Origin of the sequence: Shewanella sp. NIFS-20-20, assembly GCF_019209865.1 — a bacterium.
GTDB lineage: Bacteria > Pseudomonadota > Gammaproteobacteria > Enterobacterales > Shewanellaceae > Shewanella.
In genome coordinates this window covers 11,983-36,281 of sequence record NZ_JAHUTT010000007.1, presented here as the reverse complement: position 1 = coordinate 36,281, position 24,299 = coordinate 11,983, and the positions used below count along the sequence as shown (strand labels likewise).

Genomic DNA, 24,299 nt, shown 5'->3' with positions numbered 1-24,299 from the left:
TCACAAGGCGACCACTACACGGTCATCGACATAATTTGTTTGTAGGCTTCGACAAATTTGTTGCGCACCTGCATGGTCGCTTCAAATGCCACGCTGGCTTTTTCGCGGGCCACCACAGTGTCGGATAAGGTGACGCGAGTGTCCCCCATCTCTAAGCGAGTCGCTAAGCTCGATGAGTTGGACTGCAATTGGTTGACTGTGCCAATGGCTTGACCTAACAGTTCTGAAAATTCAGCACCTTGGGTATTATTCACCTGTCGGATAGATTCTGGAGATATCGGCGCTGCCGGCGCAATTTCACCTTTAATGGCCTGCATTTCCGCAAATAATGGATTAGTGGTAATTTGCATCTTCGCCTCCTGACGGGAACTTGACTCTTTCGGTTGTTAATCAACAGAGATGCAATTACTTTGCCAACATGACATTTGTTATTGACGGACTGAACAATTAGCGCATGGCTTGATGAGATAAGAGAGAGATGAACAAACAACTGCGGCCTTGGCGCACTGCTGAGCCAAGGCCGCTAGCATACGCTGAGGGCTAAATCGCCATGCCCATTTCGCGCATTTTAGCCATTTTGTAGCGCAAGGTTCTGGCACTAATGCCCAGTTTTTCGGCCACGGCTTTACGGCTGCCTTGACACTGATTCAAGGTTTCAAGAATGATCACATGCTCTTGGGCTTGTAACTCTTGTCCTAGTCCTTCTGGGCTGGCACTGTCGCAAACCTCAAGCGGTGTTGGCAACGCTTCATGCGTATCGAGAATGATGTCAGCGGCACTCACTTGCTCGCCTTGGCATAAAATCAACGCCCGTTGAATGACATTATCGAGTTCACGCACATTGCCAGGCCAGCGGTAACTTAACAAACGCCGACAAGCGCTGTCGTCTAAACTTGGGATCCGCCGCTGGCTCGGTTCACAATGGCGCGCCAATAAGTGGCGTGCCAAAGGTAAGATATCCTTCGGACGTTCCCTCAGCGCTGGCCAAGTTAATGGGAACACATTAATTCGGTAATACAAGTCTTCCCTAAATTCGCCCTGCTCAGCCGCTGCCTTTAAGTCTCGGTTAGAGGTGGCTAACACCCGCACATTTAAGGCAATGGTTTTGCGCCCGCCCAAGCGCTCCACTTCACGCTCTTGCAAGACTCGCAGTAATTTTGCCTGCAGCGATAAATCCATTTCAGAGATCTCATCGAGCAGCAAGGTGCCGCCTTCGGCCTGTTCGAATTTACCCGGACAAGCTTGATACGCGCCGGTAAAGGCACCTTTCTCATAACCAAACAAGGTGGCTTCGAGCATATTTTCAGGGATAGCGGCGCAGTTAATGGCCACAAATGGTGCCTCTTTGCGGGGGCTGTGTTGATGAATATAGCGAGCGAGGACTTCTTTGCCTGAACCGCTGGGGCCTAAGATCATCACCGATGCATCGGAGGCTGCCACTCGACTGGCAAGATTCAATAACGCCTCGCTTTTTTCATCGGCGACCACCGGGCCTGAAACCGGCAGCGCTTGCGGCATATAGCGACTCACTTGATTCAGCAAGACTTCCGGTGCAAAAGGCTTTGCCAAATAATCGACAGCGCCGAGTTTGATGGCATCGACCGCACTGTCGATGCTGGCGAAGGCCGTCATCAACAGCAAGGGCATATTGTGATGATGCTTTTGCAAATGCGCGAGCAAACCCATGCCGCCAATGCCTGGCATCTGCACGTCGCTTATCACCATATCTATCGACTGCTGTTTTAACGCAAGGATGGCGTCTTCAGCGCAACAGGCTTCGACACAGTGATAATGCGCCAGCATCAAGGTGTCGACCAAGGCTTCCCGTAAATGCGCATCATCTTCGACTAATAAAATGGTTCCGGCGTTCATAGGCATACTCACTCAACTAACGTTGGAAAATCGGCAATGGGGAGGCTAATGGCAACAATGCAGCCTTTACCTGGGGTACAACTCAAGGTTAATGTGCCCTGATGTTGCTGTGCCACGGATTGCACCACGGCTAAGCCTAAGCCAGTGCCTTGAGGCTTAGTGGTAAAGAAGGGATCGAGCACTTGCTGTTGTGCCTCCTTTGCCATTCCTTGGCCATCATCAGTCACCAATAGTTGCACCCGTTTGTCGGGACAATGCGCATCCGGCATCACCACCAAGCGGATATCTGTGCCACCGGCTTCTAAGCTATTCATCACTAAATTGCCTATGGCTGATGCCATGGCATTGATATTCACATTGATTTGACTGTCTTGTTGCACGGCGACCATGATGCGCCCGCCTTGTTTGCTGACAATCGGCTCACATTGGCTCATCACTTGATGCATCAACTGTTCGGCGCTAATCAAGGTTTCTTGACCATTGGCTTGGCCACGCGCCATTAACAGCATGTCGTTCACTTGACGCTCAAGATCGCTCAGCCTATCGAGTAACTTGTCACTGAAGCGTTCACGGGCATCACTCGATAAGCGGGCTTGCTTGAGGTTGGAGGCGTACAAAATGGCAGCCGACAATGGCGTGCGCACTTGATGCGCTAAATTTGCGACCATTTTGCCAAGCGCCGATAAGCGCTCTAGGTGTGACAAACTGGTTTGTAATTGCCGCGTTTCGGTCAGATCCGTCAGCACAATTAATTGACCGGGTTCAGGGGATAATGGCGTCATGGCTAATTTAACCCGGCGCCCATCGCGCAGAGAAATTTCATGACCATCATCTTTGCGCGGGGCAAATGCCCGCTCGATAATGGTCAGCCAGCGTATCCCTTCCAGCGGTTCGCCTAATAAGGTTTTGGCAACCGTATTAGCCTCGGTCACGACGCCATCCTCATCGAGAATGACAATACCAGAGGGCATGGCTTGCAGAATATGATCCATGCGGGTCGACATATTGGCAGCCGCTTGCATCGGTACCCATTGACTACCGGATTGCTCGATGGTGACCACATTGGCTAATGAATGACTTAACATTTGAACCCCGTCAAAATACTAACGTTAATCAGGTAGATGCAGTCTTCATGCCAAAAATAAGTAATTGTATAGTAATAAAAAAGAGGCTTTCGCCTCTTTTTTATTTTATTAATTCGCCGGTGATATTAATCTTTCGACAAGCCATATTTGCGCATTTTTTCCACCAAGGTGGTGCGGCGAATACCCAGCATTTCGGCGGCTCGAGCCACCACATTTTCTTGTTGATCTAATGCTTGGCGGATCATATCGATTTCAAGTTCAGCCAATAAATCCTTTAAGTTCACCCCTTCTGAAGGTAATTCACTGGGAAAGCGACTTTCCGGTAATTCAATCGGCTCTTCATCGGTGAAAATCGCCACTAACGCATCACGTTCAAGTAAGGCTTCATCGACGGCAATTTCATATTCAGGCACATCAATATGGCGATACTTTAGCGGTAAATCATTGACGTCAACTAAACCACCGGGATAGAGGATCGTTAACCGCTCAACTAGGTTAGATAACTCCCTCACATTACCCGTCCAAGCATGTTCTTTTAACGACTCTATCGCGCGTTGAGTAAAGCGTACTTTACCGCGGCCTTCATTAAATACCCGGCTAACGAGCTCTTGGAGTAACAACGGAATATCTTCGCTGCGCTCGGCTAACGATGGCATTTCAATCGGAAACACGTTTAAGCGGTAATATAAGTCTTCACGAAATGTATCTTCACTGATCATGAGGTCGAGATTGCGGTGAGTCGCGGCCACAACCCGCACATTGGCGTTAATAGATTTAGTGCCACCGACCCGTTCAAACATACGTTCTTGCAATACTCGCAGCAATTTAACTTGCATTTGCAGCGGCATATCGCCGATTTCATCGAGGAATAAGGTGCCGCCTTCGGCCAATTCGAATCGGCCTTTACGAGCACTAATCGCGCCAGTAAATGAGCCTTTTTCATGGCCAAAGAGCTCACTTTCTAATAATTCTGGCGGTATCGCCCCACAATTGACCGGAATAAATGGGCCATCGCGGCGCTCAGATAAATAATGAATATTGCGAGCGACCACCTCTTTACCCGTACCCGATTGGCCTAAGACCAACACGGTCGCATCTGAGGGTGCCACTTGATGAATTAAATGACGCACCGCAGCCACGCCTTCACTACGGCCCACTAATGAGCGAAAAAGTTTGGTTTGGTTGGCGCTGGTCTGAACGTCTTGGCGCTTATGCTGCACAAAGAGTTGGCAAATGTGCAATAGCTCAGTCAGTTGTGGATAATTAAACGGCTCTTCAATAATACCTAATACATTGCTGGCGGCGGGGCTGTCGTCGGAGGTGCCCGCCAGCAGTAATACCGGTTGCCAAGGAACCAAGCCGATATGAGCTTGGATGACAGGTTGCGTTACCGACCGCTGGCAAAATACTAGCCCCCGATAGCGGTTATCAGTAGCCAATTGCGATAATTTATCAGGTGCAATGACATCAACCATCTCCCCAAGAAACTCAAGGATGTTAGTTAATCGTATTACACGCTCTGAAGAATTGGCGATAATTATGATTCGTTGATCTATTTGCATCATTCAGTAGGCCGTCAAGCTCTTTTGGTGAGTGAGTCGCATTAGTTATTAGTATCGGTTGCTTTATACTTGCCTTGGAACTATTTCATCATATTTATGAAGTCAAGAATAGTGTATTAACACGGGGGCAATGGCAAGTATCAATTACCAATAATGTTCAATTGTGATCATTTTAGATGAATAATACAACAAACATAGTAACCTTCAGTCAAATTACTGACTTTGTCAAAGAAAGCGTCCTTGCTTTACCATGATAGAATCAATAATTAAACGGCTTCTGAATGGCTTGAAATATGATGTTCACTCTCAGGAATAGCATCCCAGCCTTCTTTAATATCCCGCAGTATATCTAGAACCTCATCAATTGCTGCCGGATCATTATTAATATTCGCAAACGCAATTCGTCGCAACATAAACTCATAAAGTTCGCTTAAATTACCCGCAATGTCACCGCCGGCTTGCATATTTAGGCTACTATTTAAGCCATTAATAATACCTATCGCTTTACCCAATAAGATCCCTTTATTTTGCAGATCTCTATTTTCAATAGCATAACGGCCTTGAGCAAGGCGTTCCATCGCTCCAGCCAGCATCAATTGGATAATACGATGGGGCGAAGCCATCGCAATTTCATTCTCTAACGATACCTTGCGATATGATTGTAATGAACCTCTCATAAACACCTACCTGTTATCATTATACATATTGATTTGGCGCTTTCGTTGACTGCCTGCATGTAGCAAGGATTGTCGTTGCCCGCGCACCAAGAGTGCTTCCTGACTAAACTCTTGGGTCAATTGCAACTGTGCTTGCCAAAATGAAGCCTCTACTAAGGTTTCATCGGCTAACAGGACATTCAATATTTTTTGACGCCGCTCAATAAGCTCTTGCAATTTAGATACCAAGTCATCGGTATTTTGCTCTTCCGCAGGAATATTTCTTAATGTTTGTAAGATGCTCGCCACTTGCGCATTCACTGATGTGAGGCCATCTACCGATAGAGTTTCCATTGAGAATATCCTTTTAAATCGCATTCAGCACAAAAAAGCAGCACCGCTGGCCAATGCGGCTGGCGCAATCACGTATCATTTAGCTCTTAATAACCCCAGGCAGTGAGTTGAGGCGATCTAAAATGCCCGCACCCTGTGCATTCAATTGCCCCACCACCAGATCCATGGCATTAAATTGCTTAGTCAACCGCGCTTGCAACTGCTCCATTTTACGAGCAAATGCTTCTTTTTGATCCTCAAGGCGTTGTTGCTGCGAGGTGTAACTGTTTTTGCGGCTATCAATCAGCCCGCCGGCTTTGACATAATTTTCCACCATGCTATCGAGCTGATTGGCTAAGCCAGTATCTTCTGTGGCAAATAAGCCCTCGATCCCCCCCATGTTAGTGGCAATGCTCTCATCGAGCTTGGCGCTATCAACCGACATTTTGCCATATCTATCGATGCTGATACCTATGTCGTATAACGCGATGGATTCGCCCTCAACATCGACGCGATTACTGACCATGCTCCGCAGTTGCGATTCAATAGAGCGCACCATCGAGTCACCTTGTAAGGCGGCCGCGGTTTTCTTGTCGGCGTCATAAGCAGACAGCTTATTGATTTCAGTCATCAAGCTATTGTAAGAGTCAACAAACCCTTGCACGCTATCTTTGACCGCGGTTTTATCTAAGCTGATGCTCAGGGTCGAGGTTTTATCCACATCGGCCTCGGTCAACTCAATGGACACCCCAGTAATGGCACCATCGATGGTATTCGATGCAGAATCTAAGCGTTGATTATCAATATAAACAATGGCATCTAATCCCGGCTGCAACTCGGTTTGGTTTGCCCCATTAAACATATCGGCTAAACCGGTACCGCCGCCAACCGCATCGGTGCCACTGACCGTCATGGCATTGGCAAGTCCTGTTTCGTTACTGCTAAATACTAAGCGCGAACCGCCATTGGTATTGACGACCGAGGCCGTTACGCCGGCATTATCGCTGGCACTATTAATCTTACTGGCAATCGCGGTTAAATCATCGGTCGCCAAAATATCGACACTAAACTGCTTGCCTGCCACATCAAAATCCAGAGAACCTTCGCCGACGGTTGAGGTTGGCGCGGTCGTAAAGGCGCCGCCCACTTTATGGGCCGAGGCCAGCTGCTCGACTTTGATGCTGTAGGTCCCGGACTGGGCAAATTTATCTGCGGTCGCAGTAAAGTAGGGATTGTCGCCGGTAGAGACCTGGCGCTGGTTAAGATTTTTACCATCTTGCAAGATCGCAAGCGCATCTTGAAAGCTAGATAACGCACTTTTAAGTTTACCTATTGCAGAGACTTTAGCCTTGATATCATCTTCTGTTTTATTAAAAGACGCTTCCTTAGGAAGCTTCTCCGCATCCACTAAGACTTTAACTATGTTATTGATATCTAAGCCAGAGCCTATACCAGTCGCTGTTAGTGCCATATCTACCTCTGAAAAAAATAAAGCCCGAGCTAGGCTCAGGCTTCGGTTTTCATCAACAATCCAGTGACGTCAGACAGTTTCTGCGCCAAGTCCAGTGCTTCTTCACTGGGGATTTGCCTAATGACATTGCCGGAGTCGACATCCATGACACTCACCACTGAGCGTCCTGATGTATCATCTACCCGAAACGCAAGCCCTTTACGCATCACTGACATCATCGAGGTCATATCTTCGACCACTTTTTGCAACGCTTCACCGTTATCGGCTGACGCTGCGCTTGATTGTGCGACTTGTTCGGCTTGCTGTTCTTTATCAAGCAAGTTTTGTACCAAATTATTTGGCAGTACTTGTGACGACGTAGATACCGTCGACTGACGGCTAGTGCTTTGGCCATTATCCTTGGCCGGTAACACCGATGAAGTTGCTATATTTATATCCATAGCCATTTTTCACCTCATACACGAAGAAATATCGTTACTTAGTTGGCGCTATGAGATCAACAACAGGGGCCTTCATCATGAAGCGCCCCATATATCTCTTACACTAGACGCTAAATTAGAGTAACGATAGTGCAATCTGCGGCAACTGGTTGGCCTGAGCTAGCATGGCAGAACCAGTTTGTTGCAGTACCTGACTCTTAGTCATGGCTGACGTTTCTTTCGCGAAATCGACATCCACAATTCGGCTCTTCGCATCTGCAATGTTGGCCTGAGTGTTAGCACTGTTGGCAATGTTATGGCTCAGACGGTTTTGCACCGCACCCAGCTCAGCGCGCTGAGTATCGATAGTCTTAATGGCCGCATCAATTTTTGTCAGCGCACTGGTTTGGCCGGCAGACGTTTTGACGTTCATGCTCGCAACAGACAGGGTACCGGCATCGGTCTTCTTCACCTTAATGGTAATATCTTCATCATTTTGATGACCCACTTGGAAGGTTTTACCTGTTGAGAAACCCCCGGCTAACAGCTTGGTGCTACCGAAAGCGGTAGTGGTACCAATCGCCGTGATTTCAAGCGCTAACTGATCGATTTCTTCTTGAATTGACACTAAGTCAGCCGAGCTGTTAGCACCGTTGTTTGACTGAATGGTCAAGTCACGCATACGTTGCAACATGTTGGTTTGCTCTTGCATCGCACCTTCAGAAATCTGAGCAATCGAGATAGCGTCGTTGGCGTTACGCATCCCCACATCCAGACCACGAACCTGACTGTTCAAGCGGTTAGAAATCGCCAAACCTGCAGCATCGTCTTTCGCACTGTTAATGCGTAAACCACTGGACAAGCGTTCCATTGACGTAGCCAGGCTGTTATTAGACATGTTCAGGTTTTTTTGTGCCTTCATCGAAGTAACGTTGGTATTTACTGTAATAGCCATAATTAATTTCCTCTTTAAACCTGGCTTCCAAACTTGCCTGTCTTGCGTGTTAAGCCAGGCGGGTCTCTGCTCATTACACTTACTGTAACGGCAGCAATTTGGTGAACTTTAGAGAAAAAATTAAAAAAGCGAAAAAGTAAATTAACCAACTGTTTTTAAACATAAAAAAAGGTGCGATATTCGCACCTTTTTTGACGTCTGTCAGTGTTAACCCAACAAAGATAACGCAATTTGTGGTAACTGATTGGCCTGCGCTAACATGGCTGAACCGGTTTGTTGCAACACTTGGTTCTTGGTCATGGCTGAGGTTTCTTTGGCAAAATCCACGTCCACAATTCGACTCTTTGCATCGGCGACGTTGGCCTGAGTGTTCGCACTGTTGGCAATGTTATGGGCCAGACGATTCTGTACCGCACCGAGCTCAGCGCGCTGGGTATCAATACTGTTAATCGCTTTATCAATTCGGCTCAATGACGATGTTTGGCCTGCGGAGGTCTTCACGTTAAGCGCATTGACCGATAATGACGCCGCATTATTGGTGCCGACTCGTACCGTCACATCTTCATCGTTCTGATGACCCACTTGGAATGTTTTGCCAGTGGAGAAGTCACCTGTCATTAATTTGGTATTACCGAACGCCGTGGTGTTACCAATCGCGGTAATTTCCGAAATCAACTGATCGATTTCTTCCTGAATGGATTGTAAATCGTCAGAACTGTTAGCACCGTTGTTGGCCTGAATGGTCAGGTCACGCATACGTTGCAACATATTGGTCTGCTCTTGCATTGCCCCTTCAGAGATCTGAGCAATCGAGATTGCATCGTTGGCGTTACGCATACCGACATCTAGGCCGCGAACCTGACTGTTCAGTCGATTCGAAATCGCCAGACCGGCCGCATCGTCTTTGGCGCTGTTAATTTTTAAACCACTCGATAAACGTTCCATGGAGGTTGCCAAACCAGAATTCGACATATTCAGGTTTTTCTGAGCCTTCATGGAAGTCACATTAGTATTAACTACGATTGCCATGTTGAGTTCCTCTTCCTAGTTTAACCGCCAAGGCTCATAAGCTTGGCCATTTTCAGTTTCTTCAAGTTGGTAGATAGGCTACATGCTTGTTGCTAAATAAAGTCAAACAAGGAAACAGAACCCACTCTGCCAAATACATTAGATACAGCGTCTAGCGCGACTTGTTGCTGAGTAAACTCACTAAACGCTGACGCATAATCCAAATCTTCTAACACCGACAGTGCACTGGTATTTACCAATATCTCGTCTTGGTGTTGACTTCGGTAGCTATCGAGTTGCTTAAGGGAATTTCCTGCTTCTCCTCGTGCAACACTTAACTGTGCTAACCCGCTATCTGTATTACGCAAGAGCTGTGCCAACTCTGCTTGCCCCGCAGGAGTATTTACCGAATCTGTGGCTAATAAGCCCAACGCTTGATTAAAAGTGTCCAGTAAACTCACCTGTGATTGCGGGCTAATCGTCAAGCTATCCCCCGCTTTAGGCGTACCAGAAAGCGTGACCTCAATGCCGTTAAAGCTCACCGGGCTGGTGCTATCGAAGTTGGTGACCGTCGTCACTAAGCCGTTGGCTGAGTCACGGACTTCCAAATTAACGTTGGCGCCATTAGCAATAAAATTAAAGGTATAGTCATCAGCCACATAAGTGGCGGGGTTGCTAATATTGGCCTGATCAATCCGCGGATCACCGGCCAACTGCGTCGAATAATTGACACTATAATCCCCCAAGGGGTTGGCTGCATTCATAAACGCCTTATCGCCACTGATATTGGCTGAAAGACTTCTATCTTTAGCGACGATGGTTTGGCGCTCGCCATCATCGCCTGAATACACTGCGTTGCCATTGTTATCGAGCGCAAAGGGCGGGGTGTCGGTTTGAAAACCGCCAAAAATATGATTTCCAGATTCATCCTTGCTATTGGCGATACTGATCAATTCATCGAGGCCGGCACGCAGTTCATCGGCAAGGGTTTGCCGCTCACCTAAGGTTAAGGTGCCATTCACTGCCCTTAACATCTGCTCGCGCATATTCATCGCTACCGTTTCACTATTACCTAGCTTGGTTTCGGTAAGCGATAGCCGCTGCGTCGCGTAATCGATATTTTTCAAAAACTGATCCACCAGCGCGTTTTGTTGCTTGAGGTTATCAATGCCAATGGCCGCCACCGGATCGTCCCCAGCGGTATTGACTTTCTTGCCTGTGCCTAATTTATCGAGCAGCGCCGCCGTGCTACTTTGCTTTTGCAACACACTGTTTAGGTTCTGTTGGTAAAATTGTGAGGTAGAAATCCGCATAAAGCCCCCTTATCGCACTGAACTGAGCAGAGTGTCAAAAATCTGCTGCGCCGTGGTCATGATCCTTGCCGCCGCTTGATAGGATTGTTGGAAACGCATTAAATTGGCCGCCTCTTCATCCAAATTAACCCCAGATTCACTGTCGACTCTATCTTGCGCTTGCTTAAGGATGGCGCTAGCCGAACCCAACTTAATATCGGCCGCCTTAGCCTGACTGCCGACATCGAGCTTAGTGTTCTCAAACACATCACTGAGGGTGCTCTTGCCGTTATTCATCAATTTACTGTCAGCCAATTGAGCCATGGCTTCGATATTGGTGTTATCGCCGGCATGACTACTAAAATCGAGGGTAAAGCTATCGGTGGCCGCGCCACTGCTACTGACTTCAAGGGTAAAACCAAAGGCCGAGATGGTTGGCGCGGTATAGGCAAACGAGCCTAAAGAGGTACCATTAGCATCAAAGGCTTCATAGGTGCTGGCGCCCGTATTGATTTCAAGGGTTAATTCATTGCCCGTGGTTGGGAAATTAGCCGCATTTTTATTGGTTACCGCGGTCAGTGTCAGTTCGGTATTACCTGAATTGGCGGCGGCCGGTGTCATTTTTGGCGCGGCAGCCGCAATGCCTTTAGCGTCGGTCATAACGGTGGCAATGCCCGCCGCAGCGCCGGCGCTGGGCCGAAGGGTAAAACTATCGCCATCGGCCATGGCGCCACTATTAATATTCAGTGCAAATCCAGGACCGCCAGTTAACACGCCCGCCGTTAAGGTCAAGGTCGAGGTGGCGCCAGTGGTCGTATCGGTTAACTGGTAGCCCCCCGCCGTGGTGAACTTGAGTTGATATTCAGTGCCGCCTAATTGATTGACATCGGTAATGTCTAAACTCAAGGCGGCATTGCCGGTATTACCGCTATCCACGCCAACGCGGCCTACGGCCATCAAGGGATCATTAATGTCTCTAAAGATGGGTTCGCCCACTTGGCCATTGGCATCGAGCCCTTGGGCTTGTTGATCATTCAAACTGGCGGCAATCCCGAGCGCCAGCTGACCTAACTCGCGGCCAGCAGGCAATAAACTGTTATCGCGATAACTAAATAATGCCCCTAATTGCCCACCGAGTTGTTCGCCCTTCACGGCCACGGTTTGCGCACCTGAGGTTGCATTGAGTGCTATTTCTTCGGCAAATGGTTCGCCTTGCTCGGTACCTAAACTCATGGGCACTTGGTTTGACACCAGCATCATGCTGCCGCCGAGCATAATGCTCTTTGCCCCAGTTTCTAGTGGGATCACATTGACTTGGGCGTATTGGCTTAACTCTTGGATAAGCGAGTCTTGATGATCTAACAGCGCCATATCTTGGCCACTGGATTTCATCAACTCGCGGTTAATATTGGCCAGCTCGACCCCAATTTCATTCACCCGCTCGGTAATCCCAATAATTTGATCATTGGTTTGCTGCATCTGGCTATTGACGCTCGACTGCAACTGATTAATAGCCTTAGCCACTTCGCTGGCGTTATTGAGCACCGAGCCACGAATGCCTAAATCACTGGGTAAATCGGCCAAGCCGTTAATGTCGGCAAACAAATTAGTCAAGCTGTTAGGGATAGATTGACCGAGTTGCGAAAATATTTGGTCAAGCTCGCTCAGCTTTTGATCTTGGGTCTGCGCCGCACTCAAGGTACTTTGACCTATGCGTAATTCTCTGGCGGCAAAGTCATTGTAAATACGTTTTACATCAGAAACATAAGTACCAGTACCATAGAAGTTGCCACCAATTCGCTGCGAGCCTAAGGTATCTTGCTCGGCCACTTGGCGGTGATAACCTTGGGTGTTAACGTTGGCAATGTTATTACTGGTGACCCCCAGTTGCGACTGAGACGCCATCACCCCAGTGCGGGCAATATTCATTAAATCAACGCTCATAACTCACCCCTTATTTTCGTTGTCATGGCTTATTGGCCCACCGCGGGTATTAAGGCTTTAACCGCATCCATGACCCGCAACACTTTGGGGGCATACTGCGGATCGGTAGCGTAACCAGCTTGTGCCAGTGAGCGAATAAACGCCTGTGGCGATGCGGCTTGCTCGCGTGCTGTTTGGTATCTGTCATTGCTCTGAATAAAATCGACAAAATCATCAAAACTCTGTTTCACCCCGTCATACACCCGAAAATCCGCTTGCTGCTTCACTCCTTTGCCTTGTTCATACTCTAGGGTTAACACTTGCGCTTTATCGCCATGCCAACGCTTGTCGGCCTTGATATTGAAATAGTTATGACTCGACTGGCCGGCCTGAGTCTTAATCAATTTTTGGCCCCAGCCCGTTTCGAGGGCGGATTGCGCTAACAGCACTTCCGGGGTTGTCCCGAGTTTGACGGCGGCCGCCTTGGCGTGGGGGTACAGTTGCTGCACAAACTGTGCAGGATCGTTATGGGTCACCGTTTGCTTAGCTGCCACTTGCAAGGGCGACGGCAAATCCTTGCCATCGGCGGTTGCCACGGCAAACGCTTTTGCCTCTGACGGCAAGGTGACATCGCTGATCATCCGTCCTTGGGCGCCTTTCAGCGCCGAGGCTGGAGTCAGGCCACTGCCATCGGCGGTCAACTGCTGCACCATCAAATTGGCAAGGCCTAAACTGCCTTGATTACCCAGTTCAACGGACATCTGTTGATCGCGCATCTGTTCGTAAAATTTGGTGTATTCACTGTTGAAGGGACTGTCAGACTCGAACACAGCATTGGCGGCACGCATGCTTTGCATTAGCATTTGTACGAAGATACCTTCGAACTGGGCCGCCACCTCTTTCAAGGCCGCTTTGTCGTCTTTTTGGGCGCGGGCTCTCAGCTGATCGAGACTGCCGAGATCCAAATAATGACTTGAGTTAGCGAGCTTTTCCATAAGGCACAGTGACAATAATCAGATGATGATAAGTTCACCATGCAAAGCGCCTGCCATCTTTAACGCTTCTAATATCGCTAACACATCAGACGGGGCGGCTCCCACTAAATTAACCGCCCGCACCAACTCATCCAAGGTGGTTCCCGGGTTGAATAAAAACATCCGGTTATCTTCTTCAGCCACATCGATGGTGCTTTCAGGGGTGACAACGGTTTGACCATTGGCTAAGGCGTTTGGCTGCGACACATTGAGCGATTCAGCAATCGTCACGGTTAAGCCACCGTGGGTCACCGCCGCAGGCAGTAGACGCACATTCTGACCGACGACTATGGTGCCGGTGCGAGAATTAACAATCACCTTGGCCACTTCAGGTGCGCTTTCCACTTCAATGTTTTCTAAAGTCGATAAAAACGATACCCGCTGCGATACATCCCGCGGTGCAGTCACTTGCACTGAGGCGGCATCTAAGGGTCTTGCCATTCCAGGCCCAAGTAAGTCGTTGATACTTTGCGCCAATCTTTTGGCAGTCGTAAAATCAGGCCGACGTAAGTTAAAGGTCAAGTAATCGCCAGTAGAAAATGGCGTCGCCACTGTGCGCTCAATAATCGCGCCATTAGGGATACGACCCACCGTCGGCGTATTTTGGATGACTTTAGAGCCATCCAGTCCTTCGGCACTAAAGCCACTCACCACTAAACTGCCTTGGGCGATGGCATACACATTACCATCGACCCCTTTTAAGAAGGTTTGCAATAAGGTGCCACCGCGCAAACTCTTGGCTTCACCTAAGCTCGACACGGTTACGTCCATGGTTTGACCCGGTTTGATAAAAGGCGGCATGTCGGCACTGACCGCAACCACGGCGACATTTTTCACCTTTGGGCGAAAGCTATCTGGCAGGTTGATGCCAAAATTTTTGAGCATGGTCTTAAAGGTTTGTTCGGTGTAACGGGTTTTCTCTCCGGTGCCAGGCAAACCCACCACCAAGCCATAACCTATCAATTGGTTAGAGCGCACCCCTTGAATATTGGCAATATCTTTAATCCTTTCGCCGTAGCTTAAGGGGGAAAACAAGCCTAAACATAACAGGCATAGGGTCAATATTCTCATGGGGAACTCCTTAGAAAGGCCACCAGCTGCTCATAAAGAAGCCGCTCAGCCAGCCCACTTTTTGCACTTCGGCAAAGGTACCAGTACCACTGTACTGAATTCTGGCATTGGCAACACGATTGGACTCGATGGTGTTATCGGGACGGATATCTTGCGGACGTACAATGCCGGTCACGCGTATAAACTCGTCACCATTGTTAATACTGATCCACTTTTCGCCGCGAATAACCAAGTAGCCATTGTTAAGCACTTGCATAACATTAGCGGAGATATTGCCAGACAAGCTATTGCTCTGATCCGCTGCCGATTCTCGGTTAGTGTTAAAACTGTCTTTGTAGGCTAAATCCAACGGTTTACCATTTACCGTCACATTGCCGCCCATGGCTTGAATGGGGTCGATACTCATATCAGACCCCTTCTTTAACTCGTTATTGGCGCTTTTTTTGGCCTGTGTCGATTCTTCGAGCACCACGGTAATAATGTCACCGACCTTATGGGCGCGAATGTCTGAGTACAAACTGTTGGCTTGGCTGTCTTGATAAATCGAGCCGGTTGCCGCAATTTTTGTGGGCGGCGCCTCAGGATATACCGGCGCATAATAGGGGTCGTCGGCAATGGGTTTTTCGCCGGTCGAGGCGCACCCGACTAAGCTGAGGATGGTCACCAAGGATAATAAACTACGCATCAGCCTACCTCACAGATTCTGGTTAACATAACTGAGCATTTGATCGACAGCTGAAATCACCTTGGAGTTCATCTCGTAAATCCGCTGACTTTCAATCAAGTTAACTAATTCTTCGGTCACATTGACGTTAGAGGTCTCTAAGGCCCCTTGACGAATGGCCCCCAAGCCATCTAGCGAGGCCGTGCCTTGGATTGGCGTGCCACTGGCTCCGGTTTCCAAGTACATGTTTTGACCGATAGGATCGAGACCCGAGGGATTAATAAAATCAGAAATATTAAACTGCCCCACCACTTGGTTTTCTGCAGCTCCTGGGGTCTTTACTGACACTTCCCCTTCGGCCGATACTGTGATGGAAATGGCATCGTCGGGAATGGTGATTGCTGGTTGCAAGATATAACCCGAGCCTGGCGTGACGATTTGACCATTTTCATCCAAGTTAAATTGACCATTACGGGTATAGGCGGTGGTGCCATCGGGTAATTCCACTTCAAAAAATCCCGGCCCCTCAATCATCATGTCTAAGGAGTTATCTGTGGTCAGCATATTGCCTTGGGTAAATTCTTTTTGGGTGGCGACCACCTTAGTACCCGCGCCAATATTTAAGCCATTAGGCAATTTAGTATTGGCGGCACTGATGCCACCGGCTTGGTTAACTGTTTGATATAATAGGTCTTCAAATACCGCTCGACTCTTCTTATAGCCGACGGTGCTCGCATTAGCGACATTGTTAGAAATAGTGGCAATATCGGTTTGCTGAGCATCAAGCCCTGTCTTACTAATCCATAATGCAGGATGCATAATCTCTACTCCTAACTAACGCGCATTAATGAGGTGGACGCGCGATTGGTTTCTTCGGCGGTCTTCATCATCTTCACTTGCATTTCAAACTGACGTTGCAAGTCGATGAGGGATACCATTTCATGGACGGCGTTAACATTACTGCCTTCAACCGCACCAGCTTCGACCATCACGGTTTCATCCATCGGGGCATTTTGACCTGACATTTGACGAAACAAGCCGTCTTCTCCCCGCATCAAATTATTATCGCCAGGGTTCACTAATTTCAGACGTCCCACCTCTTCAATCACATCGGCAGTGGCCCCTTGTGGTCGAACCGAAATGGTGCCATCGACAGCAATTTGTACTTTTTCAATTGGTATCGGCAGCACTATTGGCCCACTGTCTCCCATGACGGGATTGCCTCTGTCATTTCTAAGCAAGCCCGTCTCATCGATACTTAAGCTGGCTGAGCGGGTATAAGCTTCGCCGCCATCGGCGGCTTGCACCGCAAACCAACCTTTATCTTTAATGGCCACGTCAAGATCGCGCCCTGTCGTGCGGATACTGCCGGGGCTAAAGTCGGCTGACGGGTTTTCGGTCATGGCAAACACCCGAGTCGGCAGACCTTCACCAAACGCTTGCATGGAACGCGCTTGCTCGATATCGGCTTTAAAACCATCGGTATTAGCATTGGCGAGATTATTCGCTCTTACCGCCAACGAATGCATATTCTGCTTGGCACCGCTCATGGCGATATAAAGAAACTTGTCCATACTGGCTCCGTCAAACTTTCTACAGGCGTACTGATAACCAAGAATAAAGCAAGCTTTGTGCCAGAGTGGTGTTATGCCAAGCACAGAGGAGAATTAAGCGCAGGAGTCATAGCGTGAAGGCTGGCCGCCAATGAAGCAAGGGCGACCTCAACATGAGACGCCCTTGATGATAGCCTAACGCGCAGGAATGATTAGCGGATCTGCAACACGGTTTGCTGCAGGGTATTATTCACTTCCAAGGTTCGCGAGTTGGCCTGGAAGTTACGCTGGGCCGAGATTAAATCCACCAGCTCAGTGGTCAAATCGACGTTAGATTGCTCTAGGGCCGATGAGCGAATATCGCCGAACGTGCCTGAGTTAGCTTCACCCGCTAAGGCAGGGCCCGAATCCAAACTGGCTTTCCACGAGGTGTTACCCGCCTGTGTTAACCCTTGCTCGTTAGCAAAACGGACCAGTGCCACCCGGGCTAAAGGCACGGTAGAGCCATTAGAATAGCTCGCAGTCACCAAACCATCACTGCCGACTTCGACGTTGGTTAAACGGCCAACCGTAGTTCCGTCTTGCGTCAATTCTGTGACTTCAAAGGGTGAGGCAAATTGCGTTGGGTTATTAAATTTAACCGTTAAGGTTTGCGTGCCATCGGCACCCGCGCCTAGAACGCCCGCGCCGTTAACGCCCAACTCTTCAGTGGCAATCACCGCCGGATCGCTGCCAGTGTATACCCCAGTGTCATTGTATTTAACCACGGCGCCTTTCCAGCCCGCGGCATTGGAGGCCGTGGCGGTAGCATCAGGGGCACCATCGCCATTAGTATCGGTTTGATAAGTTCCTGCCGGCCCCGCTAAATCGACTTGCTCGCCGTCAACCGCATAAAACGCCACCCAATTGCTTTCGCCGGTATAGGCGGCATTTTCTGGCCGCACAAAATAGGTGGTCATAATATGCGGCTCACCGAGCGAATCATAAAAGGTCACTGAGGTCGAGTTATTGAAGGTTTCAGGATCGTTGGGATCAAACAAGGCCGGATCTTTGGCTTCTTCTCCGGCATTGAGATTCATTTGAATACCCACTTCGGCCGTTTTGACTGGACTGCCGGCGGTGTCAGGAATTTTCACTGGCGCGGTGGTGGTTAAGCTCACCGAGGTCGAATTGCCGTCTTTATCGACAGGGAAGGTTTGTAAAAAGTTACCGGCCGCATCGGTCAGATAGTTGCCCGAATCAATTTTAAACGCGCCAGCACGAGTATAAGAAAAGTCTTGCGTACCCGCACCGGTGGACGTCACAAAGAAGCCGCCGCCACTGATGGCCATATCAAGCGCGTTGCTGGTGAACTTTAAACTGCCTTGATGGAATTGCTGGGCCACCTGCGTGGTAGTCACCCCACCACCGACGGCGGTCTTACCGTTCGAGAAAATCGAATTAGCATAGACATCGGCAAACTCCGCCCGGGACTCTTTAAAGCCGACGGTGTTGACGTTAGCCACGTTATTCGCTGTGGTGTTGAGATCTTTCTGGGCGGCAGCGATACCACTGAGTGCAATATTAAAAGACATAATTCACCTCAATTTACTGGGGGGCAAGACGGCAATTCGTTGCCGCCCTAGCCATTATTTATTTTCAGCAACCGCAAGTACGTCGCCAAGTTTCACGCCACCAATTCCCTTCAAGTTGAGAATGGCGCCTGTGGTCGCATTGCCAAGTGACACACTGGTCACATGGGCATAACTAGAAACAGGTAACTCTTGCGACTTACCGTCAACCTTGCCGCTGGCTTTAAACACATAGTTGCCTGCCGCCACTAATTCGCCTTTACTGTTTTTGCCGTCCCAGCCAAAATCAATATTGCCACCGGCACTGCCGTCGACATTAAAGCTCGTCACCAACTGGCCTTTGTCATCTTCGACGCGCACCACAATGTCTTTAATTGCCGATGGCGTGGTCACCACCGCTTTGACATCAGGCTCTTCGACACTGACATGGGTGCTCGATGATGGGATCAGCACTTTTTGCCCGACAAGCCCTGACGCTTGTAACGCCTGACTCGAGGTCATCACACTGTTTAGATTGACAATTTCTTCGTTGAGCTTAGCGATACCATCTACGGTAGAAAACGACGCCATTTGGGCAATCATCTGATCATTCTCTACCGGTTTAAACGGATCTTGCATCGACAACTGTTGGCTCAAGAGCGAGAAAAAATCTTCTTGGGTTAATTCCTGCGCCTTAGCTTCAGGAATGTTTGACTCTTCCGGCAAGCGGATGCCTTCAAGAAACGGGTTGGCAGACTGGCCCGCAGTATTTTTACTAATACCCGGACTACTAGCTTGGCTGTTAGCGGGTAATGGGCCGGTGCCCAGAGGATTAATGAGGCTCACAAGTTACCTCCTTTTATTTGCCAATACGCAAGGTCTGTTGCAGCATCGACTTTGCTGCATCAGCCACTTGGACATTCATTTGATAAGAACGTGATGAGGAGATCATGTCGGCCATTTGCTCCATCACGTTGACATTAGGTTTGTAAATAAAGCCATCGTTATCCGCCATCGGGTGCGATGGTGAGTATTCTTTTTGCAGCGGGGCATCACTTTCAACAATGCCCTTGACCAACACACTCTGGCCGTGTTGCTGTTGGTGGCTGGCCTTGGCCATTTCGGCTTCAAACACCGGATATCGAGCGCGATAGGTTTTATCTTGGCTACTGGATACCGCATCAGCATTGGCAATGTTACTGGCGGTGGTATTCATACGAATGGATTGAGCCGACATGCCACTGCCAGAAACATCAAAAATATTAAATAAGCTCATGATTAATTACCTTTCAATGCTTTCTTTAGGCCAGCAAACTTACTGTCTAAAAAACCGAGGGACATTTGATACTCGAGGGCGTTTTGCATAAATGCCGTCTGCTCTTGTTGAATATCAACGGTATTACCATCGCCAGTATCGGCTTGATTTGGAACTCGAAACTTTACTTCGGGGGCCATTTTAGCTTGCAGATCAAAGTGTTTTTCATGGCTTTGGCTCATACTGAGGCCAGATTGTTTACCCATGGCTGATTGCATGGCCATGGAAAAATCCACATCTTTCGCCTTATAGCCTGGCGTATCAGCGTTTGCTATGTTGCTTGCGATTACTTCAGCACGTTGAGCTCGCACCCCCAAAGTGTGCTGATGAACGCCTAATGCTTTATCAAAACTGATCGCCATAATTTTGCCTCCCGATTGTGTCAGCAAAAATAAAGCAATTGATGTGCCAAAAAGTAGAGAACGCGAACAATTGGTGCTGAAATGAGTAACAAAAATGCCCAGGCACAAAAAACCACAGCCGCGGCTGTGGTTTTTTACTCAATTGGGCTTAGCGTTTGCGGTAGTAGATACCTGGATTGCAGCGTATCATATCAAAATCATCAGACAGCCCAGCCAATGACTCCGAGGCGCCGAGAAATAGCACCCCATTAGGATTAAGAGCGGCAGCAAATTGCCGCAAAATTTTCGACTTTGCCTCCGGCGCAAAATAGATCAGCACATTGCGGCAAAAAATCACATCGAACTTACCAAGGCTGGCATAACTCTCTAATAAATTGAGCGGTTTAAAGGTGACTAACCGTTTCACGTTATCTTTAACCTTCATGCTTTTTTGGTTAGCAACCGGCTCAAAAAATTGACGCTTATGCTCCTCGGTTAAGCCGCGAGCTAAGGCGAGAGGATCATATTCCGCCACACGACAACGCTCCAGCATGGTTGGCGACAGATCCGTGGCCACAATACTGGTGCCCGCCAAACTGTTGGGACGTTTTTGTTGAAATTCGAGTAGGGTCATCGCTAACGAATAAGGCTCTTGCCCAGAGGAACAGGCCGCAGACCAAATTTTGATCGGGCGGCCGACCGCAGCATATTCAGGTAATATGATATTCGCCATTAATTCAAATGGAAATTTATCCCTAAACCAGAGCGTTTCATTGGTGGTCATAGCATCGATGACTTCAACCCGAAGCTGCCTATCCGATGAACCCATCGCCAGCTTCACTAACTGTGTCATGGTGTCACAGTTAAACTTAGCCATTAATGGACTCAAGCGGCTTCTGACTAAATACTGCTTGTTATCCCCTAATACTATGCCACTTTGTTGCTCTAAAAAATGTTTAAACTGATTGTACTCGGTATCAGCTAGCGTCTTGTTTGGCAAGGCATGTCCCTATAAATACGTCGCATGAATTAACAATGCACCTAAAATCCAAATTTACTCAGTGGTTAATTCCAAACTGAGGTGTTTATTGACTGCTTGAGCCAATTCATCAGGGTTAAATTTGGCGATAAAGTCATCGGCACCGACTTTTTCAACCATGGCCTGATTAAATACCCCACTCAAGGAAGTATGGAGTACTATTTTAATATTTTTCAACTTGGGGTTACCACGAATTTCAGCGGTTAAGGTATATCCATCCATTTCGGGCATTTCAATATCAGAAATGATCAATGGGATTTGCTGTGACACATCTTCGCATGTCTCCGCACGCGCTTTGAGCATTTCTAAGGCTTCACGGCCATCTTTAGCGGTATCAATTTCTAACTCAAGTGAATTTAATGAGCGAATAATTTGCTTACGCGCTACCGCTGAATCGTCGATCACCATAATGTGATAGTTTTGCTCGCGGTCAATATTAAGTAATTCGGCGGTTTCTTGGCTGATCTCGGTTTTGACTGGTGATATTTGATCGAGGATTTTTTCAACATCTAAAATTTCAACCAGCTCACCTTCGATTTCAGTCACTGCCGTTAAATAGGAATAGCGGCCTGTGCCATCGGGGGGCGGCATAATATCGCCCCAGTTCATATTAATAATCCGTTCGACCGAATTGACCAAGAACCCTTGGATACTGCGGTTGTATTCCGAAATAATAATGAAGCAATTATCCACATTTTCGATGCGAGGACCGCCGGTCGCCGCACTTAAATCGATCACCGATATCGTTTGACCACGGATATGCGCGACACCACGCACCAAAGGGCTTAATTTGGGAAGATTGGTTAACGGCGGGCACTGCAGTACTTCTTTGACTTTAAACACATTAATGCCAAATCTTTGTTTGCCACTGAGCTTAAATAGCAACAACTCTAACCGATTTTGACCCACCAGCTGAGTACGCTGATTCACTGACTCAAGAATATTTGCCATAACATTGCCTTTGTTACTATTTAATTCCCTTCCTACTCATTATGAGTATAGGCACATAACTTGCTTTACTTAACTGACTTGTGAGTTAGCGTCGAAATTATGACACTAAAAAACTGACTATTCACAACCCAAACTTAGTACATGAAACAAAGTATAGGTGGAATCTTGATAAACAAGCCAGTTTCAACGTCATGAAAATGCACAAAATCATTATTATAGGGCTAGTGTTTGGTTTTAACCTAGTCTTATTAGGCATCGCCAATGCGCAAACGCCTGCCGCCATCACGGTGAGGCCGACGCTGGCTGACATTTATCAACTCGCGATTAGCGCGGTGCAACAAAAAATCATTCCGGTGGCAGGTTCCCAAGTGAATATTGAACCGCACCCCTTGAGCGATCGGATTAATGTGCCCTTGTGCCGCGGCGAAGTTCAGGCCGAAGTAGCGTCTGATCGTGCCATCGGTCGCAACAATACCGTCAAAGTCAGTTGCGATAGCCCCGAGCTTGATTATCCTTGGCAAATTTTTATGGCGGTAAAAGTCGAGGTTAATTTTCCGGTGGTCATTGCCAAGCGCCCAATCAATGTCGGCGAATTACTGACCGCCGATATGCTCGATATCGCGCTGATCGAGCAAACACAACTGCGAGGTGAGCAAAGCAGTGAGATTGAGTCTTTGCTCGGCAGTCGCTCCAAACGCCGCTTAGGCCAAGGTAGCCCAGTATTTATTGATAACTTATGCTTTGTTTGTGAGGGTGATAGTGTCACTATTATTGCCAAGAGCCAGAATTTTACCATTCGTACCCATGGCTATGCCCAAAGTGATGGCATTCCTGGTGAGCATATCAGAATAAAAAATGCTAATTCACACAAAATGTTATCCGCCGTGGTCACTGGCGTGGGGACAGTTGAAATCAGGATGTAAGCCAGGTTAACGATTGGCCTAACATTTTTATTGAAAAAAAAGTTAAGTCTTAGCTTAAGTGGTCGATAACTAAGATACACTGAAAACGAATTAACGCGGAGCCACTTATGGCGATTGATATTTCAAAACTGAATTCTGCTGCCAATACGCAAGTACGCAGTAAAACTCAGCAAGGTTCTCAGCCTCAACAAGGCACCAGTCAAGTTGCGGCGCAATCAGCGGCCACCGTAAAAACGGATTCGGTCATGCTGACCCCTCAGGCACAACAACTACAAGGGGCGGCCGCAAAAATGAACGCCTTACCCGATGTTGATCAGAAAAAAATTGATCAAATTAAACTGGCCATTGCCGAAGGCAATTACAAAATTGACCCTGAACGTTTAGCGGCTAACATCGTTGAATTTGAAAAACAAATGCAGGATCTCAATGACTATTGAACTCCCAGCGCTCACTGAGTTATTAACGGCGCAACAAGATTGCCTTGAGCGACTAGAGCAAGTGATCGTGCAAGAATCCGAGGCATTGGCCGCTAAACAAGCCGAGGCCCTACTCACCTTAGCCGCCGAGAAAAATACCCTGCTCGACCGCTTAGGGCAAACGGATAGAGCCCTATCATTGCACCCAGAGCAAGCTGCGCTAACCACAGAGCCAAGCCTTGCGGCCAAAGTCGCCCTTTGCCGAGAAGCGCTGCAACGCTGCCAAGAGTTAAACCAACGCAATGCCAGCTTAATTGAGCTCAATATCGCCAGCCTAAATCGTCTGGCACAGGCGCTGCAAGCCAGCCGCAACGCCAATAGCATGACTTATGATGGCAAAGGCAAAACCAATACGATTTCAACCTTAGGTAATAACCTTAAGGTGTAAGCCGCACGAACCTATTAGGCTAAGTGCTTAGGCGGTGACTCCCTTGCCTGCACTTGACGCGCGCGGCGCGAGCAATGGATGCTCAACGCCCCACGCCTTGTGATGCCATCCCCTTTCGCCCAATCCCTATGCGCCCTATCCCACGCTAATGCGCTGCGAGCGGCCACTGCAACACCCAGGTGTTAACACTGACAGCCCATGGCAAAGCCTCGCCATTAACTTGGCCATTAACCTGGCTATTTACTTAGGCATTTGCTTAGCCATTTATTGAGCCAAAGACTTAGCCTTCAAGGTTTACGCATATGTTTACCTAGGAATTTGCGCCCGCAATGGCAGCGGCTGAGTGATACCCGCGTATCAGTGACAAACGCCCTATTGCACCTAGGGAGAAGACGGGCAAGCACGACACGCATTGTGA

General features: G+C 48.3%; 26 protein-coding genes. 3 read left to right on the top strand and 23 right to left on the bottom strand.

Annotated elements, in window-relative coordinates; all coding sequences use genetic code 11:
• Window positions 1-14: 14 nt before the first annotated feature.
• The 23 genes from fliE to KU855_RS03640 all read right to left on the bottom strand — a co-directional run bounded on the left by fliE (window position 15) and on the right by KU855_RS03640 (window position 22,094).
• A complete protein-coding gene (gene fliE / locus KU855_RS03750) occupies window positions 15-350 on the bottom strand; it encodes a flagellar hook-basal body complex protein FliE (protein WP_218529017.1) in 336 nt (111 codons plus the stop codon).
• Window positions 351-540: 190 nt separating this feature from the next.
• The gene (locus KU855_RS03745; RefSeq protein WP_218529016.1) at window positions 541-1,872 is read right to left on the bottom strand and encodes a sigma-54 dependent transcriptional regulator; all 1,332 of its coding nucleotides are present in this window, start codon (window positions 1,870-1,872) and stop codon (window positions 541-543) included.
• 8 nt (window positions 1,873-1,880) lie between these two features.
• Window positions 1,881-2,957: a PAS domain-containing sensor histidine kinase gene (locus KU855_RS03740; protein WP_218529015.1), complete on the bottom strand. Its 1,077-nt coding sequence runs from the start codon at window positions 2,955-2,957 to the stop codon at window positions 1,881-1,883.
• Between the two features lie 125 nt (window positions 2,958-3,082).
• Window positions 3,083-4,522, bottom strand: a complete 1,440-nt coding sequence (locus KU855_RS03735; RefSeq protein WP_305729015.1) for a sigma-54-dependent Fis family transcriptional regulator — start codon at window positions 4,520-4,522, stop codon at window positions 3,083-3,085.
• A 263-nt stretch (window positions 4,523-4,785) separates the two neighbouring features.
• The gene (fliS, locus tag KU855_RS03730) at window positions 4,786-5,196 is read right to left on the bottom strand and encodes a flagellar export chaperone FliS (protein WP_218529014.1); all 411 of its coding nucleotides are present in this window, start codon (window positions 5,194-5,196) and stop codon (window positions 4,786-4,788) included.
• Between the two features lie 6 nt (window positions 5,197-5,202).
• Entirely contained in the window at window positions 5,203-5,529 is a 327-nt protein-coding gene (locus KU855_RS03725) for a flagella biosynthesis chaperone for FliD, FliT (RefSeq protein WP_256260864.1), read from the bottom strand.
• A 79-nt stretch (window positions 5,530-5,608) separates the two neighbouring features.
• Window positions 5,609-6,979 carry a flagellar filament capping protein FliD gene (gene fliD, locus KU855_RS03720; protein WP_218529013.1) on the bottom strand — a complete coding sequence of 457 codons (1,371 nt, stop codon included), beginning with the start codon at window positions 6,977-6,979 and terminating at the stop codon, window positions 5,609-5,611.
• Window positions 6,980-7,014: 35 nt separating this feature from the next.
• A complete protein-coding gene (locus KU855_RS03715) occupies window positions 7,015-7,419 on the bottom strand; it encodes a flagellar protein FlaG (RefSeq protein WP_218529012.1) in 405 nt (134 codons plus the stop codon).
• 115 nt (window positions 7,420-7,534) lie between these two features.
• A complete protein-coding gene (locus tag KU855_RS03710; RefSeq protein ID WP_218529011.1) occupies window positions 7,535-8,353 on the bottom strand; it encodes a flagellin in 819 nt (272 codons plus the stop codon).
• 207 nt (window positions 8,354-8,560) lie between these two features.
• On the bottom strand, window positions 8,561-9,382 hold the full coding sequence (locus KU855_RS03705) for a flagellin (RefSeq protein ID WP_218529010.1): 822 nt from the start codon (window positions 9,380-9,382) through the stop codon (window positions 8,561-8,563).
• A 92-nt stretch (window positions 9,383-9,474) separates the two neighbouring features.
• A complete protein-coding gene (gene flgL, locus KU855_RS03700) occupies window positions 9,475-10,674 on the bottom strand; it encodes a flagellar hook-associated protein FlgL (RefSeq protein ID WP_218529009.1) in 1,200 nt (399 codons plus the stop codon).
• Window positions 10,675-10,683: 9 nt separating this feature from the next.
• On the bottom strand, window positions 10,684-12,597 hold the full coding sequence (gene flgK / locus KU855_RS03695; RefSeq protein ID WP_218529008.1) for a flagellar hook-associated protein FlgK: 1,914 nt from the start codon (window positions 12,595-12,597) through the stop codon (window positions 10,684-10,686).
• A 29-nt stretch (window positions 12,598-12,626) separates the two neighbouring features.
• The gene (gene flgJ, locus KU855_RS03690; RefSeq protein ID WP_218529007.1) at window positions 12,627-13,571 is read right to left on the bottom strand and encodes a flagellar assembly peptidoglycan hydrolase FlgJ; all 945 of its coding nucleotides are present in this window, start codon (window positions 13,569-13,571) and stop codon (window positions 12,627-12,629) included.
• 18 nt (window positions 13,572-13,589) lie between these two features.
• Window positions 13,590-14,681 (bottom strand): flagellar basal body P-ring protein FlgI, encoded by a 1,092-nt coding sequence (locus tag KU855_RS03685; protein ID WP_218529006.1) that lies wholly within the window; start codon window positions 14,679-14,681, stop codon window positions 13,590-13,592.
• 10 nt (window positions 14,682-14,691) lie between these two features.
• On the bottom strand, window positions 14,692-15,366 hold the full coding sequence (flgH, locus tag KU855_RS03680) for a flagellar basal body L-ring protein FlgH (protein ID WP_218529005.1): 675 nt from the start codon (window positions 15,364-15,366) through the stop codon (window positions 14,692-14,694).
• Window positions 15,367-15,375: 9 nt separating this feature from the next.
• Entirely contained in the window at window positions 15,376-16,164 is a 789-nt protein-coding gene (flgG, locus tag KU855_RS03675) for a flagellar basal-body rod protein FlgG (protein ID WP_218529004.1), read from the bottom strand.
• An 11-nt stretch (window positions 16,165-16,175) separates the two neighbouring features.
• Window positions 16,176-16,919, bottom strand: coding sequence for a flagellar basal-body rod protein FlgF (flgF, locus tag KU855_RS03670; RefSeq protein ID WP_218529003.1), 744 nt, complete (start codon window positions 16,917-16,919; stop codon window positions 16,176-16,178).
• A 191-nt stretch (window positions 16,920-17,110) separates the two neighbouring features.
• Window positions 17,111-18,472, bottom strand: coding sequence for a flagellar hook protein FlgE (gene flgE / locus KU855_RS03665; RefSeq protein ID WP_218529002.1), 1,362 nt, complete (start codon window positions 18,470-18,472; stop codon window positions 17,111-17,113).
• A gap of 54 nt (window positions 18,473-18,526) precedes the next feature.
• Window positions 18,527-19,294, bottom strand: coding sequence for a flagellar hook assembly protein FlgD (gene flgD / locus KU855_RS03660; RefSeq protein WP_371316318.1), 768 nt, complete (start codon window positions 19,292-19,294; stop codon window positions 18,527-18,529).
• Window positions 19,295-19,307: 13 nt separating this feature from the next.
• Complete coding sequence (flgC, locus tag KU855_RS03655; RefSeq protein ID WP_218529001.1) at window positions 19,308-19,724, bottom strand: flagellar basal body rod protein FlgC; 417 nt, start codon at window positions 19,722-19,724, stop codon at window positions 19,308-19,310.
• 2 nt (window positions 19,725-19,726) lie between these two features.
• Window positions 19,727-20,125: a flagellar basal body rod protein FlgB gene (flgB, locus tag KU855_RS03650; protein ID WP_218529000.1), complete on the bottom strand. Its 399-nt coding sequence runs from the start codon at window positions 20,123-20,125 to the stop codon at window positions 19,727-19,729.
• Window positions 20,126-20,273: 148 nt separating this feature from the next.
• Window positions 20,274-21,104, bottom strand: a complete 831-nt coding sequence (locus tag KU855_RS03645; RefSeq protein WP_218528999.1) for a protein-glutamate O-methyltransferase CheR — start codon at window positions 21,102-21,104, stop codon at window positions 20,274-20,276.
• A 54-nt stretch (window positions 21,105-21,158) separates the two neighbouring features.
• The gene (locus tag KU855_RS03640; protein ID WP_218528998.1) at window positions 21,159-22,094 is read right to left on the bottom strand and encodes a chemotaxis protein CheV; all 936 of its coding nucleotides are present in this window, start codon (window positions 22,092-22,094) and stop codon (window positions 21,159-21,161) included.
• Between the two features lie 197 nt (window positions 22,095-22,291).
• Between KU855_RS03640 and flgA the strand changes: the two genes are divergently transcribed.
• The 3 genes from flgA (at window position 22,292) to KU855_RS03625 (ending at window position 23,881) form a co-directional block, all read left to right on the top strand.
• Window positions 22,292-23,017, top strand: a complete 726-nt coding sequence (flgA, locus tag KU855_RS03635) for a flagellar basal body P-ring formation chaperone FlgA (protein WP_218528997.1) — start codon at window positions 22,292-22,294, stop codon at window positions 23,015-23,017.
• Window positions 23,018-23,124: 107 nt separating this feature from the next.
• Window positions 23,125-23,454: a flagellar biosynthesis anti-sigma factor FlgM gene (gene flgM / locus KU855_RS03630; RefSeq protein ID WP_218528996.1), complete on the top strand. Its 330-nt coding sequence runs from the start codon at window positions 23,125-23,127 to the stop codon at window positions 23,452-23,454.
• Window positions 23,444-23,881: a flagella synthesis protein FlgN gene (locus KU855_RS03625; protein WP_218528995.1), complete on the top strand. Its 438-nt coding sequence runs from the start codon at window positions 23,444-23,446 to the stop codon at window positions 23,879-23,881. Before flgM ends, KU855_RS03625 begins: the two co-directional genes overlap by 11 nt.
• Window positions 23,882-24,299: the final 418 nt, after the last annotated feature.

Bases quoted from the DNA above. Each gene is read 5' to 3' on its own strand.
- fliE (WP_218529017.1), bottom strand. From the start codon at position 350: ATGCAAATTACCACTAATCCATTATTTGCGGAAATGCAGGCCATTAAA.
- KU855_RS03745 (WP_218529016.1), bottom strand. From the start codon at position 1,872: ATGAACGCCGGAACCATTTTATTAGTCGAAGATGATGCGCATTTACGG.
- KU855_RS03740 (WP_218529015.1), bottom strand. From the start codon at position 2,957: ATGTTAAGTCATTCATTAGCCAATGTGGTCACCATCGAGCAATCCGGT.
- KU855_RS03735 (WP_305729015.1), bottom strand. From the start codon at position 4,522: ATGATGCAAATAGATCAACGAATCATAATTATCGCCAATTCTTCAGAG.
- fliS (WP_218529014.1), bottom strand. From the start codon at position 5,196: ATGAGAGGTTCATTACAATCATATCGCAAGGTATCGTTAGAGAATGAA.
- KU855_RS03725 (WP_256260864.1), bottom strand. From the start codon at position 5,529: ATGGAAACTCTATCGGTAGATGGCCTCACATCAGTGAATGCGCAAGTG.
- fliD (WP_218529013.1), bottom strand. From the start codon at position 6,979: ATGGCACTAACAGCGACTGGTATAGGCTCTGGCTTAGATATCAATAAC.
- KU855_RS03715 (WP_218529012.1), bottom strand. From the start codon at position 7,419: ATGGATATAAATATAGCAACTTCATCGGTGTTACCGGCCAAGGATAAT.
- KU855_RS03710 (WP_218529011.1), bottom strand. From the start codon at position 8,353: ATGGCTATTACAGTAAATACCAACGTTACTTCGATGAAGGCACAAAAA.
- KU855_RS03705 (WP_218529010.1), bottom strand. From the start codon at position 9,382: ATGGCAATCGTAGTTAATACTAATGTGACTTCCATGAAGGCTCAGAAA.
- flgL (WP_218529009.1), bottom strand. From the start codon at position 10,674: ATGCGGATTTCTACCTCACAATTTTACCAACAGAACCTAAACAGTGTG.
- flgK (WP_218529008.1), bottom strand. From the start codon at position 12,597: ATGAGCGTTGATTTAATGAATATTGCCCGCACTGGGGTGATGGCGTCT.
- flgJ (WP_218529007.1), bottom strand. From the start codon at position 13,571: ATGGAAAAGCTCGCTAACTCAAGTCATTATTTGGATCTCGGCAGTCTC.
- KU855_RS03685 (WP_218529006.1), bottom strand. From the start codon at position 14,681: ATGAGAATATTGACCCTATGCCTGTTATGTTTAGGCTTGTTTTCCCCC.
- flgH (WP_218529005.1), bottom strand. From the start codon at position 15,366: ATGCGTAGTTTATTATCCTTGGTGACCATCCTCAGCTTAGTCGGGTGC.
- flgG (WP_218529004.1), bottom strand. From the start codon at position 16,164: ATGCATCCTGCATTATGGATTAGTAAGACAGGGCTTGATGCTCAGCAA.
- flgF (WP_218529003.1), bottom strand. From the start codon at position 16,919: ATGGACAAGTTTCTTTATATCGCCATGAGCGGTGCCAAGCAGAATATG.
- flgE (WP_218529002.1), bottom strand. From the start codon at position 18,472: ATGTCTTTTAATATTGCACTCAGTGGTATCGCTGCCGCCCAGAAAGAT.
- flgC (WP_218529001.1), bottom strand. From the start codon at position 19,724: ATGAGCTTATTTAATATTTTTGATGTTTCTGGCAGTGGCATGTCGGCT.
- flgB (WP_218529000.1), bottom strand. From the start codon at position 20,125: ATGGCGATCAGTTTTGATAAAGCATTAGGCGTTCATCAGCACACTTTG.
- KU855_RS03640 (WP_218528998.1), bottom strand. From the start codon at position 22,094: ATGGCAAATATTCTTGAGTCAGTGAATCAGCGTACTCAGCTGGTGGGT.
- flgA (WP_218528997.1), top strand. From the start codon at position 22,292: ATGCACAAAATCATTATTATAGGGCTAGTGTTTGGTTTTAACCTAGTC.
- flgM (WP_218528996.1), top strand. From the start codon at position 23,125: ATGGCGATTGATATTTCAAAACTGAATTCTGCTGCCAATACGCAAGTA.
- KU855_RS03625 (WP_218528995.1), top strand. From the start codon at position 23,444: ATGACTATTGAACTCCCAGCGCTCACTGAGTTATTAACGGCGCAACAA.